This is a genomic window from Streptomyces torulosus (assembly GCF_001419765.1).
Classification (GTDB): domain Bacteria; phylum Actinomycetota; class Actinomycetes; order Streptomycetales; family Streptomycetaceae; genus Streptomyces; species Streptomyces torulosus.
Genome location: NZ_LIRK01000017.1, coordinates 16318 through 29458 on the forward strand (window position 1 = coordinate 16318; position 13141 = coordinate 29458).

Annotated in this window: 8 protein-coding genes, 1 tRNA gene and 3 pseudogenes; 4 read left to right on the forward strand and 8 right to left on the reverse strand. The window is 63.6% G+C overall.

Features of this window, described 5'->3' with window-relative positions; all coding sequences use genetic code 11:
• The 4 genes from AOK23_RS01845 to AOK23_RS01860 all read right to left on the reverse strand — a co-directional run bounded on the left by AOK23_RS01845 (position 1) and on the right by AOK23_RS01860 (position 2663).
• A complete protein-coding gene (locus tag AOK23_RS01845) occupies positions 1-195 on the reverse strand; it encodes a hypothetical protein (RefSeq protein ID WP_055710992.1) in 195 nt (64 codons plus the stop codon).
• Positions 192-872: a DUF2637 domain-containing protein gene (locus AOK23_RS01850; protein ID WP_055710993.1), complete on the reverse strand. Its 681-nt coding sequence runs from the start codon at positions 870-872 to the stop codon at positions 192-194. Before AOK23_RS01850 ends, AOK23_RS01845 begins: the two co-directional genes overlap by 4 nt.
• Positions 873-954: 82 nt before the next feature.
• A complete protein-coding gene (locus AOK23_RS01855) occupies positions 955-2307 on the reverse strand; it encodes an FtsK/SpoIIIE domain-containing protein (protein ID WP_055710994.1) in 1353 nt (450 codons plus the stop codon).
• A gap of 2 nt (positions 2308-2309) precedes the next feature.
• The gene (locus tag AOK23_RS01860) at positions 2310-2663 is read right to left on the reverse strand and encodes an SCO3933 family regulatory protein (protein ID WP_055710995.1); all 354 of its coding nucleotides are present in this window, start codon (positions 2661-2663) and stop codon (positions 2310-2312) included.
• A 424-nt stretch (positions 2664-3087) separates the two neighbouring features.
• On the opposite strand from AOK23_RS01860, the pseudogene AOK23_RS01865 reads away from it, so the two are divergent.
• A pseudogene (locus AOK23_RS01865) lies at positions 3088-4127 on the forward strand (XRE family transcriptional regulator).
• On the opposite strand, the gene AOK23_RS01870 reads toward AOK23_RS01865, so the two are convergent.
• The 3 genes from AOK23_RS01870 to AOK23_RS01875 form a co-directional block, all read right to left on the reverse strand.
• Positions 4111-4905, reverse strand: a complete 795-nt coding sequence (locus AOK23_RS01870; RefSeq protein WP_079049222.1) for a GntR family transcriptional regulator — start codon at positions 4903-4905, stop codon at positions 4111-4113. The pseudogene AOK23_RS01865 and the gene AOK23_RS01870 overlap by 17 nt on opposite strands.
• A 657-nt stretch (positions 4906-5562) precedes the next feature.
• Positions 5563-6423 carry a hypothetical protein gene (locus AOK23_RS47605; protein ID WP_157877914.1) on the reverse strand — a complete coding sequence of 287 codons (861 nt, stop codon included), beginning with the start codon at positions 6421-6423 and terminating at the stop codon, positions 5563-5565.
• A gap of 417 nt (positions 6424-6840) precedes the next feature.
• The gene (locus tag AOK23_RS01875) at positions 6841-9954 is read right to left on the reverse strand and encodes a type ISP restriction/modification enzyme (RefSeq protein ID WP_206336097.1); all 3114 of its coding nucleotides are present in this window, start codon (positions 9952-9954) and stop codon (positions 6841-6843) included.
• Positions 9955-10400: 446 nt separating this feature from the next.
• Between AOK23_RS01875 and AOK23_RS47610 the strand changes: the two genes are divergently transcribed.
• A tRNA-Ser gene (locus tag AOK23_RS47610) sits at positions 10401-10488 on the forward strand.
• Between the two features lie 307 nt (positions 10489-10795).
• On the opposite strand, the pseudogene AOK23_RS49245 reads toward AOK23_RS47610, so the two are convergent.
• Positions 10796-11197 (reverse strand): annotated as a pseudogene (locus AOK23_RS49245) (type II toxin-antitoxin system PemK/MazF family toxin); the annotation flags it as partial.
• Positions 11198-11363: 166 nt separating this feature from the next.
• Between AOK23_RS49245 and AOK23_RS01885 the strand changes: the two are divergent.
• Positions 11364-11573, forward strand: a pseudogene (locus AOK23_RS01885) (transposase); the annotation flags it as partial.
• A 691-nt stretch (positions 11574-12264) separates the two neighbouring features.
• Positions 12265-12900, forward strand: coding sequence for a hypothetical protein (locus AOK23_RS01890; protein ID WP_157877915.1), 636 nt, complete (start codon positions 12265-12267; stop codon positions 12898-12900).
• The last annotated feature ends 241 nt before the right edge of the window (positions 12901-13141 follow it).

A 13141-nucleotide genomic window follows, 5' to 3' on the forward strand; every position in this document is an offset into this window, starting at 1 on the left:
TCAGTCGCTCTCCTGCCGGGCGGTCGACGGATGGGAGTAACTGGCCCGGATACCAGCGGCGGTGGCCGGGTCGGCGGTACGGTCGGCGGCTTCCTCGGCGAGCAGGTGCGCCAGGTAGGGCCGGTTGGCGGCGGTCATCTCACGGGCGGCTTCGAGGTAGTCGGCGGCCGTCAGGTCGCCGAGGTCACGCGTCATCGGTCTTCCTCTCTTGGCGATCGGACGAGTTGGGCGGCGACGGCGTCCGCGAGTTGGGCCGGCACGCCGAGCCGGGCGCGGAGCGTCTCGGTGTCGATGGCGGTTCCGGTACGGGAGCGGTGCTCGTCGGCGACCTTGCGGGCGTGGTCGACCAACGCAGCCGGAACCGGCAGGTTCGTCGTGGCGAGCGGTGCGGGCGCAGGGGCCTCGATGGCGGCCGGTTCGTCGGCGTCCTTCGCGGGCACTTGGCCCCGATCCGTCTCGACGGCCGACGGTTCGGGCTCGGTGCCCGGTGGTGTCGGCGCTTCCTGTTCCCCGCGGTTGGCGGAGTGGGCAAGGAGAGTGCCGCCCATGAAGGCGAGGGCGGGCCAGGCGGCGACCAGGATCCGCAGCCAGGCCGGGACGTGGTCGAGGTCGAGGAGCCCGGCCGTGGCGATGTTGGCGCCGAGGGAAGCTGCCAGGGCGATGACGAACCAGCACCAGGCCAGCCGGGACGGTCCGTCCGTGCGCAGTCGGCGCCAAGCGGCGACCAGCAACAGGTCGACGCTGATCGGGTAGGCCCAGGCTTTCCAGCCGTCCTGTCCGGCAGCGGCAGCGAGGTCGTGCAGATGAGCGAAGGACAGCGCTCCGGCGATGACGGCTTGGACCAGGACGGCGTCGACTCGCGGGCGGGCCATCGCGGGTTCCTTCCTGTCGTCGGGCATGGGAGGGGTAGGGACTTGGCGCGAGGCGGTCGCGCCGGCCGAGGAGGAGTGAGGTTCAGGCCGTGGAGGGGGCCGTCTTGGTCAGCCGGGTCCGGGCCCCGGGCACCGCGCCGACGGAGGGCCGGAACGGCTCCAGAGCGGGCACGTCGGGAGTGCGGTGGGCGTACTTGTTGCAGATGTTCACGGCTTCGCGCAGCGAGGTGTGCGGTGCGCGGATGCGGTGCCAGCCGCCCGTCGAGTCCCCGGCGATGGCGAGACCGCGGGTCTCGGCGGGTATCTGGATCGCGGCCAGGACGGCGTCGGGTGCGACGTCTCCGAAGGCCATGTTGGCGGAGGTCTCGTCGTTGAGGCGGTGGGCGGTGCGGCCGGTGAGCTGGGCGCGGAGCATCGTGATGCCCTTGCCCAGTTCGGAGCCGAAGCGCTGGCCGCAGATCTCCAGGTAGATGCCGGCCGCGCGGCCGAGCTGGGCGAGGCGGACCAGAGCGGTGACGATCCGGTCCCGGCGCTTCTCCTCTTCCTTGCTTGCGTACAGGGCGAGTTCGGCGACCTCGTCCACGAGGACCACGACCGGCACCGGCCGCAGGTCCTCGGGCAGGTCCCAGGTGTCGGCAGCGATCTCCGCGTCCGGCACGGCGACACTGATCCGTTGCTGGGCCCGGATGAGCCGGTACACCTCCCCCATGTGTGTCACCAGCGCCTCCAGCAGCTCAAGCGCGGTGTCGGGGTTGTCGGCGAGAGCGGAGAACCTGCGGGCCAGCGGGAACAGCTCCACCCCTTGCTTGCAGTCGATGCCGACCAGGGCGACACGGTGCGGGGCGAGCCCCGCGACGAGGTTCCGCTGGTAGACGGACTTCCCGGACTCCGTGGCACCCAGGGTCAGCCCGTGCGGCACGGCCCGGTAGTCGCGGTAGTGGACCGAACCGTCTTCGCGTAGGGCAACCGGGATACGCATCGGTCGGGTGTCGAGCCGAGCGGGCATCTGGACCCGCTTGAGCACGTCGTAGCCGGTCATGCGTAACTCCACCACGCCCGAGCGGATCTCCCGCGAGGTGATCCCGTACAGGCCGAAGGAGTGGCGCAGCCGATCAGTGGCGGCGGCGAAGTCGAACGCGTCCTGTCCGGGCCGGAGCTTGAGCCGCAGTACCAGGCCGGTACGGGTCGGGCGCATCCGCAGCACGCGCGGGGGCCGGGATTCCGGCACCTCCCGGTTGGTCATCCGAGCCAGGGCCAGGCGCCAGCGGGCGGGCGGAACGGTCAGCCCGCAGGCGTCCATGACCGTGGAGTAGCGGACCAGGACCCGCGCGGCGGCGAGCGCGACCCCGAAGGACAGCCAGTACCAGGCGGGGCGCCGCCACCGCAGAAGTCCTGCGACGGCGGCGACCACCACGGCGACCATGAACCAGGTCATGGTCAGGCCGCCTCAGCGCCCGCGCCAGCGCCGGCGAGCGAGGTGATGGCTACGGCGCGGAAGGCGATCCCGTGCCGACGCTGGCCGTTGAAGTCGTTCTCCCACGGCCGGGCGATGAGGCCCGTGAGCGCGACCGGCGTGCCCATGACCAGCTCACCGGAGATGCCGGTCTCGGGGACGGTGACGGACAGGATCTCGACGTCCTCGTTGGCCGCGAACATCACGTCCACGGTCATCAGCTTCACACCGTCCGCGTCCGTGGCGATCTCGCCGGTGCGGCGGTCACGGACCTTGGGCTGGGCCGGCTTGGCGACCATCACGGTCGCGGCTGACGTGTCGACGGGAATCTGACGCATGATGAAGGTCCCTTCAGGGGTGGGGGCGGCGTGCTTGCTTGGCGGTGGGTCGCCGCTCCCGAACGTTGACGGAATGCCGCAGCAAAGCAGCGAATGGTTCGCACTTCTCAACTGGTGCGCACCAGTAGACTGCTTCTGGTGCGCGCCAGTTGTCAAGCGATGTCGCGGGTCCGGCGGCTCAACTCACCCGACTGCGACACCTCAAGAGAAGCGCGCCAAGCAACGAGTCGGTAGCCAACAGGGGTTAACAACCGACCGGTTAACCCCTGCCGAGCTGGGCCGATGTGAGGCATGCTGCTGTGACGGCCAACCCCCGGACACGGAACGGCAGTACGCGATGAGTGGACTCAAGGCAGCGAGGACAGCGCGCGCGTGGCCTCAGGAGCGACTCGTGCGGGAGATCGAACAGCATGCACGCCAACACATGCTCCCCATCGCGTCGACGGCGAGTTTGCGGGTGTACGTGTCGGAATGGGAGAACGGCCGACGCACACTCTCCGGCCACTACGCCAAGATCCTCCGCTCACTGCTCGGTATCACGGACGACGAGCTGTCGGGTGAACCTCAGCCACCAGCGGTACCGACCGCCGACGGATACGACGAGCTGATAGAGCGGATCGATGAGGCCAGGAACGTCAGCCTGACCATGGTCGACACGTTCATGGACCAGACAGAACTCTTGCGGACCATCGATCGCCAGATGGGTGCCGCGAGTCTGGTCGACCAGATGACGGCCCATTTGACCCGACTGGAAGACGCCTCACCTTCGCCGTACTCCCGACGACCAGGCGCCCGGTCGCACTGGCACTGACCGGAGCAGCGACCCTGGCAGCATGGCAGGCCCTCGACGTCGGAGCCGTCCAACGAGCCTGGCGCCACTACGAGCTGGGCAAGCGGGCGGCCCAGGAGGCCGAGGAACCCATGTACCTCGCGCATGCCACCGCCGAGCAGGCATACGTACTGTGCGACGCCGGCCGCCCCGAGCTGGCCGTGCAACTGGTCCGCGACGCCCAACGGCTCGGTGGGCAGGGCATGTCTCCACGCCTTCGGGCATGGCTGTACGCGGCAGAGGCGGAGATCTGCGCCCGAGCCGGGCTCCACGACGACTGCCGGAAGGCTCTTGAGCTTGCGATGCGGCACCTCCCTACCGGCGAGGAAGCCCGCGACCCGGACATGCTGAGCATCTTCCTGAACGAACGCCACCTCACCAGGTGGCGAGGGAACGCACTCGCCCTGATAGGCGACGCGGAAGCCGTCGACAGCCTGTACGCAGCGCTGGAGACGACAGACCCGACATTCATCCGCGCGAAGGCCGGACTGCACTGCGACGTGGCCCAGGCTCATTTGTCCCGCGGCGAGTACGACGAGGCGCAGAAGCACCTACGAGAAGCCCGACTGCTGGCGAGCCGCACCAGGTCAGTACGTCACAGGCGCCGGATCGAACAGCTCACGCAGAGCTTGTAGGTGACGTGCCGGCCCTGCGCGATCCGAGGAGATGAAGAAGCGCGACCAGAGTCCCGGACCCCATCAACTCGCCACGGGCCATCAGTTCGGGGATGTCCGACAGAGGCACCCAGGCGATGTGTCCAGCCTCTTCCAGATCGGTCGGCTCACCGACAAGCTCGGCTCCCCGGCCGATGAAGATCTCATGCGGCGAATCGACCATCCCGACCATGGGCTGATAGGTCACCAGGTGCTCCAGCGCACTCGGTCGCCAGCCGGTCTCTTCCTCCACCTCGCGGTAGGCGGTCTGAAGGGGCTCCTCCCCCGGGTCGACAATGCCTCCAGGCAACTCCCAGCCGAAGGCGTCCGGGACGAAGCGATACCGCCACATCATCAACACGCGGTCCCGGTCGTCCACGACGGCGGCAATGGCCACGTGATGCAGCTTGACGACGTGATGCTCGAAGCGTTCGACGCCGGGCGGCTCGACGTCGACGAGGCTCAGCGTCACCCACCGGTTGTCATACAGCGTCCGCTCACCATGGATCTGCCACGGCTCGACGTCAGCCGGCGCCTCAACGGTCACGGACCGGTCCGGCACCCGGTAGGAGCTACGGCCGTGCACTTCCACGACACCCTCGGTAACGAGCTTGGCCAGCACCTGCCGAAGAGCCGTACGGCCGATCTCCAGTTCCTCCGACAGCGCCCGCTCAGACGGGAGCTTGGACCCCGGCGAATACTTGCCCGTAGCGATCCACTCTCGGATCTTGCGGTAGACCCGCTCCGACTTCGGTCCCATCCGCTGAGCACGCTCCTGCCGTCGTTGGGCTTCGTTGAGCTTCGTTGGGTGCAGCGGCAACAGGGTAGCCGCGCCCCAGCTCACGCGAGTAGACACCGACCGCCGGAAAGGGGCGCCTGAGAGCGCGGTAGGACTTTCTCTACGTTCATCAAGGCGGCTCGCTCCGCTCACCGCGCGCGGCCCGGCCCCCGGCCGGGCCTGCGCTCCTGTCTCCGCCCCGCTCCAGCCCGGCCGGCTTCCGGCCCGCGCACATAGCAGCGGGTCCGTAGGGGCTTACGTGGGGTGCTCCCATCCCGTACGCCGTCGACCCAGGCAGAGCCGAGCAGACGCGGTTCATGGCGTCCAGGTCGTTCGTACAGTGGCGCGCTCCACCTGGACGCCATGAACCGCGCCCGCTCCACGATGTGTGGGTCGACGGCGTACGGGATGGGAGCTGAGGCTGCTGGTGGGCGAAGGCAGAGAGCGGTCGCGCCCTGTGGGCTGACCTCCACCGTGTGATAAGCTGCCGCGCAGGAAATCTGGGGACTAGCCCCCGATGGTTCACGACCAGGACTTCCGCAGAATAGTGGAGACCCGGGTTCGAGTCCCGGCTCCGACCTCGTCGGATGTAGCTCAATAGGAAGAGCCCCTATTTTCTCTCCCAGTTTGAGGGATTCATTATTTCCAAGTGGCCAGGGTCCAGTAGCCCAGTCTTTTAGCCGCTCTTTCGAGGTCCACCTCTGACAAATTAGCGACTAGGTAATTTTTTCGCGCGTATCCTACCAAGCCGCGGCGCCAACCTGATGAATTTTTAGTCCTCGTTGTGCCACCTTGATAGTCCTGTACGGCCATTCGAGCCCAGGATGATGCCGGGATCGCTGAAGCCAGAGCTGCGTTTATCTCCCTTCCCAGGCCCTTCGTAACAGCGAATGCCGTGAAAATGTGTGGCGCAATCAGAGTTACCTGGCCAGACTTGATGACGTCGCTTGGGGGCTGGCCATTGAGGCGCTGCCACTCCGTAATGGCACCTCCACTCATCGCCGCGAGGCGTGTCATGAGGTCTGGCTGAACCTTGCCACCTGCATGAATCGTACAGTTCCTCATTTCACGCAAAAGGTGGAAACTATCAAGCAAGACGCGCGGGATGGTGTAGCTAGATGATCTAAATAGCACCTCATGCATGTTCCATGCCTTGATGCGCTTCCCTCCGGCCCTAATTGAGATTCCTTCCTGCCGCAAAAGGCTAATGCTCGACATTACAAAATCTTCATGCGTAGCCAACGCGTAGGGCAGGGCAACTGAAGCCAAGTGATGATCTGCGTCATGGAGTAGGGAACGAGCGGCGTCGCTGCGCAGGTTGAAGCGCCTGATGTGCTCAACCGCTGGAAACAGTTCTCCAAGAGTTCGCTGCGAACCCGCCGTCAGCTGCAGTGTATGTCCTGCGAGTCTAGAACCTGCCAACAACGCCATCATGGCATTGTTTACGACGGTTCTGGTCTCTGAGTAATTCCGATACTCCGGATAAAGAAGCTCGCCCATTGGCCCTCCCGACGACGCTGCGGCGCAGCTGTGTGATCACACCATAGTGCCCGACTGGCCAAGTTTTGGGCGCACTTCACTAACACCGAGGCGGTTGTACAGCGTCCGCGCCCCGCAAGCACAACAGGCTCCGTGCCTGCTGGGTAGCTACGGAACAGTGCGGCTCCACGGCTCCCACAGAGCAGTCCTTCACTGCGCTCTGCGGTGCCTGACTGCGCTCATTGGTATAGAGACCTCAGTGGTGTCATCCAGGGCCGCTCAATGCCGCTCAGCGGCGAACTTTGGTCCCTGCTGACGGCAGTGAGACTGACCGCCCTAGGCCCGCCGTCTCCGCTAAGACGTTCGTGTAGGACCGAGCAGTGCGACGCCGCCAGCTCCCGATGATGATGACAGCCGGCACCTCGTATCCGAGCCGGGCTAAAAGCCCGGAAGGATGCCCTCTTTACTGCCGAAATCCTTAGGGTAACGCGGCTTGCGGTCCTTTGCTGAACTGGGCCACACCACACCAATTCTGCGCATATAAGCCATGGTAGCCACAGGCGCATCCATGATCTCGTCTAGCAAGTCCACTTGACTCTTGTGCAACTCGACCAACCGTGTCAGGACCGTGAGGAGGTCATTTAGTTCACGGGTCCAATCGAGAGGCCATGCATCCAAGTGCTCGCCATCGAGAGGACTGCTTTTGCGCCCTCCCGGCTCCTTCTTGCGATAGTCAAACCAAGATTTGATCACAGAACGTGAACCAACCTGATAAGCCCACACTTCAGGCTCGACCGGCCCCCAAATGCCGCTCCCGAGATGAAGCTCCTTGCGCTCTTCATCGTATGCGAGAGTATCCGGCATAGAGTCAGGGCTGCGTGATGACTTCGGCTGCCTAGGATCCCCGTCAAGGTACCTAATAGTGTTTTTGCGACGCCCAGACAGGTCGTCCGCAAAGGTGGCACCGTATGTGTGCAGCCAGATGACCTCTCGACCGATCTCGACGGATTTCTCCCACAAGTGTCGATCGAGAGTAAGAGGCACCCTAATACCGGGAGTTGTAAGTTCGTCCGCAAATCGGTCGGTGTATCCCGGGTGAGATACCACGCCCGCCAAGTAAGCTACCAATTCCTCTCCGGTGACTTTTACATCACGCTCTAGCACTGCCTCGGCCCACGATCGAGCGAAGCCCGGAGCTTGGTTATATGTGCCATCCGGGTGCAACATCGGCAGGGCACGTCCACCACGGTTATTGAAGTGATGCATGTCAGGAATTAGATGCGTGAAGACAACACCCGGACCTGAAGAGATTTCGTGAGCGTTTTGCTCTATCACATAAACTTGACCGGGTTGGCGTGCAGCCCACAAAGTTGGGCTCTCGCGATGCAACAGACGACGGTCAGGGATGATCCATTGGCGGTCGAAGGAGCGGAATCCTACGCGTACCGGGGATGGCGAATCGCCAGTTTCATCGACGAAAGCGCCGCTGTACTCGTACACATCCTTTCCAGGCAAGGGCGATTTCTCTTTTTCGAGGTATGCGCTGGATGACTCCTTGAACAGCTCTCGCTTACGTTCTACGTCTTCCTCGCTCGTGATGATGCGCCATCTCTTATCGAGGATGGAGGGATGTGGAGCATAGACCCAAGTCCTGTTCGGTTTCACACCAGGAGCGTGCCACGGCAGTAGGTCATCTAGAGCAGGCCAGTCATCCCACGCAGATTCTGCCGCCGGCGTGAAGGGCGCCTGCCAATCTGTCCTGGCATCTCGCCACTGGCTATCCTCGAAGAGATCGATCTCTGCGAGCTTGTTGTACTTCTCGTTCTGCCGACCAGAGACCTCGGTGTACCTGATTCGGGCCGGCTTTTCGGTGTCGGAATCAGAAGCTCGGAGGAAAATACCGATTGCCAGAGGTTGCTGGACACCGGGAAAAATGCGCGTAGGTACGTCTGGGCGCATGCCTTCCGGACTTACATTGATAACCCACCCGTCAGAGCACGTTCTACGCAGGTACTCCCTCATGCCTTTGAAGCCGACGCCACGCAGGTATCCAGAAGTGGTGATGAAGCACACCACACCGTTATGGTCGTCGTCCGGCTGGTCAAATACCTTCCAGGTAGCCCAGCGCCAAAAGTAAACGTACAAGTTCTTCAGGACATACTCCACACGCCCGTTGCCGGGGGCGCGGAATGCGTCAAGCTCATTCGGAGCGTCTTTCATGCCTCGGTCGCGTAGACGCCCCTGCTCAACCCATCCTCCCATGCCCTCTGCACGCTCACGATAAGGCGGATTACCGATAACTACGGTGACGGGAGTATGCGCCTTTATCTTGTTGGCCTTCTTCCGGGATGCGGAGATGATCGCCAACTGAGACGAGAGCATATCGACGCTCTCGAACGGATCATCCAGGGTGTTGGTCACGTACGTCCGCATGCCGCCAGTCGGCGGTTTAGCTTTGTGCCTCTTGAGAAGGTCAGTAGTCCTCAGCTCGGCCACAGTGTAGGGGCCCATCTGAAGCTCGAATCCAATGATGCGCTGGGCGAGATCCGTAACCACTTCCGCCGCAGCACCAGCCCCGTCCTGCCCCTTCACTCGTTCGGCAACGGTATCAATTATTCCGTGGAGGTAGGTACCAGTTCCCATCGCAGGGTCAACAGTCAAAACAGTAGGATCAGCGAAACCACCTTCTTTCCCAAGTCGCTGCTGCAACACATCGTCGACCATGCGAACCATCTGCTCGACGACCTCCCGAGGAGTGTAATAAGAGCCGGACTCCTTTCTTTTCTCCGGATCGTATTCGTCAAGGAAGTGTTCGTAGAGATAGAGATACAAGTCGCGCTTACCGGCGCGAATTCTGTCCCATCGCACTGCGCCAATCACGCGAAGCAGCAAACTCAGGGTGACAGTGAAGTCTCGGGCAGTCACTTCAGTCAGAAGCTGCAGGGCCTTACCCATCAGTGAATGGCTATGCCCCAGGCTCTTCCCAACCTCATAGAAGCTGGAACTCGTTAGATCAATATTTTCCGAACGGGCCAACAACAGACCGAAGGTGACGGTCTGCGCGTAGCCGTCTGCAAAGACATCGTCCGTAGCCTCAGGGAATAGAAGCTTCCGCCAGTCTCGCGCAAGACCGTGGAAAGGCTGCGAATCTTCCTCCTCTCCAAGGACGATTGACCGACGCTCTTGCTCGAGCTGGTCGAGGACTTCTCCCCTGAGCAGCCTCGTAAGAGGTGCGACCGACTGCACCAGACTCCTCACAGAGGTGATGGGTGCAGGCTTCCACCGCAAAAACTCAGTCAGCAGATTCTCGAAGTCGGGAGACGCTACGAGAGAACTACCTGCATCCGTCAGCGAGCCGCCGGAGAGGCTGACCGGACCTACTAGAAGCTCTCCGTCACGATACAGGCGCCACTCGGTACCGTTTGTGTAAATAAGGTTGGGGAGATCCCTTTGGCGCTGCCACTGTTTCAGGTTGTGGCCCGTGAAGTTATCTGGATTTACATTACTGTCCGGCCTTTTCACTTCGACGTATCCACACACTGCGCCGTCCACGCTAATCGCGTAGTCTGGCCGCACTCGGCGTTCCGTGTCGCGGACTTCGCTGTGAGGGATAGCCGTAAGACCCAACTGACGGGCTGCGGACGCGATTAGCTGTTCGATAGGGGACCTGATGGCGGCTTCGCGATCGCCAGGACCGGAAAGACTGTCTTTGCAGGCAGATCCAAAACGCGCGACAACGTCGCTAACCCAGACGCTAGTTGCAGCCACCGCCGACTCTCCCTATCACGAGGAACGACGATGACACTACAGGGACATGCCCTTGAGATCACCTACCGTCACGGAGGTGGTCCCTGCCTCCAGCTGACGGCTACCTGGCTGCCCTCCCAGTGGCCTTCGCTGGTGGACGGCTGCTCGCCTAGGCCAACTGGACCGGCTTCAGAGGACCGCTGATCGAGTGCGCCACGTGGACCATACGTGGACAGATGTCGGTCAGTCGAGCCTCAGTGGGGCGCTGAACAGCGACATTGCAGAGCCGCCAGACGGCCTCCGGAGCCGTGTGCGCAGGTTCGAATCCTGCCGGGGGCACCTTGCAGAAGGTGCCCAAAGACCCCGTCACCAGCGGAAACGCTGAGGCCGGGGTCTTCTTGTATGTGCAGCCGTATGCCGCTCGGAGCGGCCGTTGAAGCATGACGCCAGGTGAGCCCCCGCAAATCGATGGGCCCCGGGGCGGGCGCAGGGGCCACATCGCAAGTCGGTAGCGGTTCCCTCCGAGTACTCCAGCCGTAGATCGTGATCTCGATGGTGAGGGGCGTGGAGGCGGCAGGTGTCCAGCGTGGATCATCTCGCCCGAGATCGACCATGCCGTCGCGGGCGTCGGCTCCTTCTCCGTCCACCCGAGTTCACCGCGACGGAGGGCGTCCCTTATCTCGCTGAGCTTCGCGGTCGTTGCCGGGGGCCGCTCCTGTGCTTGTTCAGCGAGTCGGAGGGCATCGTCGATCTCGCTGAGCTTCCTGGAGGACAGGACGGCCGCCCGCTCTATCAGGTCGTCCCGGGACACGGTGGTCAGCCACGTGCACGGGGTGAAGCCTGGACGCGGGAACGCGAGCCGCAGCACGCCTTCGAGCGGCAGTCCTTCACCGGCGCCGACCGTCACTTCGATGCCCAGACCGCTGATGTCGAGGCCCGCCGGAGCGACGACCTGCATCACCTGGAGCCCGGACGCGTCGTCTCCTGACAGCAGTACGACCAACCTCCGCTCGTCGAACTGGACCCACCAGACTTCGCCACGTTGCACAGGCCCTCCGATGCACAGGATGGCAGGCAGACGCTGCGCGACCTGACGCGGTGTGGAGACGGGTGCGGCCACCGTTGATCATCGGTGTGTGAAGACAAACGATCATGCGGTGGCCGCAGGTCACAGCGTAGACCCTGCCTGCCGGCAGGAGGCGTTCGAGAACCTGATGAGCCGGATAGCGGGACGCTTCACACGGGTCGAATCCCGACGCCGGTCCCGGAAGTTGGTACTCGGCCTGTTGTCGGACCTGCCGCGCAAGAACTGCTGGACCATCGCCGAGTGGGCCGGGGACAGGACCCCGGACGGCATGCAGCACCTGCTCGGGAGGGCGAAGTGGGATGCCGACCAGGTCCGCGACGAGCTGGGTGATTACTTAACCGGGCGGAGTCCTGTACCCGCACGACGGGCTTGACTCGAGCAACAAGACTCCACCGACCTCCCTGGCAGCGCGGAGCCAGGTGGGCAGCATCAAGAGGCAAGAAAGCGACGGTCCTGATAGTTTTGCCCGTGTAGCCCCTTTCTTGGAGGGCTTCCCGCGGTAAGGGCACTCTCCCCTACCGAAGCGTTTTACTCTCCCCCCGCAACAGTGCGTGGGGATGTGCGGACTGGCGGCCGCTTCGTACGACTGGTCCACCTCGGGTTATCGGTGACCCTCGCGCGCGGCAAGTGCTTGAGTCAGCACGACAAATCCCAGCGACTGGCACGCGGTCACAGGTCTCGCCAAGGGTGTTCGCCGGTACGGGCCGGATAAGCAATTCCCAACGATCGTTCAGAATTCGATTGACCCTTGGCGCATTTCGGTGTCGCCGCGCCGAATTCGATGACTCGAACCTGGACGCCCTGCGGCACGGCGCGACGCCGGCCCTGTTCGGCGGGATCCGCGACCCGTCCACGCCGGGAACGTCTCCGAGCGCGTCCCCTCACGGTCACGTGCTTCAACTCCACGGTGTGCGCCGCCGGTTCGCGACCCTTAACACTTAATCGGGCTTCCATCCACAGGATTTGATATTCAGTACCGCAAGCGGACGATGAAATCGTAGCGACCTCGAAACTGTGGAGGTATGACCATGCTCAGGCGTTTCATGGCCTCGGCGATCGTGGTTGGCGCCGGGATCGGCGGCGGACTGTGCGCACCGTCGACCGCCAGCGCTCAGGACTACGGGCCCAACACCTGCCGACAGGGATATGTCTGGCGGGTCGCGCGTGCCGGCGACGTCGTGTGCGTCACACCGCAGACGCGTACGAACACCGCCAACGACAACGCACTGGCCCCCGGCCGGATCCTCCCGAACGGTTACTGCAAGCAGGGCTATGTCTGGCGTGAGGCGTGGGGCTCCGACGACCACACCTGCGTGACCCCGCAGACCCGCGCGCAGGCGCGATTTGACAACAGTCAGGCCGATGACCGGCGGTTGGCGGTGCGGCTGTGGATCACTTCGCAGAACGGCGCCCTCAAGGTCAACGGCAACCACTTCAACATAAACAGCCCGGTCCGCCTCGTGTTCTCTGGCGCGGTCAACAAGTCCTGGACGGTCACGGCCACCAGGCACTCCGGACACGCCGGCGGGAGTTTCGGCTTCGTCACCGGTTTCCCCGGGAAGTGCGCCCCCGGAAACCCGAACTCCCGTGTCCAGGCGATCGATCTGACGTCGGGCCGAAGGACGGCCAGCGTCCCGTTCGTCTACTGCGTAAGGATCGACTGAAACCCTTTCGCCGTCCGCAGCGGCGCCCGCTTCTGACATCCACGGCTGATATCAACGATGCCGAGCAAAGGCATACACCAGCGCTCCGTCCGGCCCTCGCACCAGTGGTCGTCTAGTCGGCACCCCTTGTAGCCGATCGGCTTGGGTCTGCCGTCTCAGTGGAGCCCTGTGCGGTTCCACCGGCCCGCCCGGGAAGTCCAACCGATCGGAATCAAGATCGGCGTCCCACTCCTCGTAGGTG

Excerpts from the sequence above, each read along its gene's own strand:
- AOK23_RS01890 (WP_157877915.1), top strand. The coding sequence starts at position 12,265 with ATGCTCAGGCGTTTCATGGCCTCGGCGATCGTGGTTGGCGCCGGGATC.
- AOK23_RS01855 (WP_055710994.1), bottom strand. The coding sequence starts at position 2,307 with ATGACCTGGTTCATGGTCGCCGTGGTGGTCGCCGCCGTCGCAGGACTT.
- AOK23_RS01860 (WP_055710995.1), bottom strand. The coding sequence starts at position 2,663 with ATGCGTCAGATTCCCGTCGACACGTCAGCCGCGACCGTGATGGTCGCC.
- AOK23_RS01850 (WP_055710993.1), bottom strand. The coding sequence starts at position 872 with ATGGCCCGCCCGCGAGTCGACGCCGTCCTGGTCCAAGCCGTCATCGCC.
- AOK23_RS47605 (WP_157877914.1), bottom strand. The coding sequence starts at position 6,423 with ATGGGCGAGCTTCTTTATCCGGAGTATCGGAATTACTCAGAGACCAGA.
- AOK23_RS01870 (WP_079049222.1), bottom strand. The coding sequence starts at position 4,905 with ATGGGACCGAAGTCGGAGCGGGTCTACCGCAAGATCCGAGAGTGGATC.
- AOK23_RS01845 (WP_055710992.1), bottom strand. The coding sequence starts at position 195 with ATGACGCGTGACCTCGGCGACCTGACGGCCGCCGACTACCTCGAAGCC.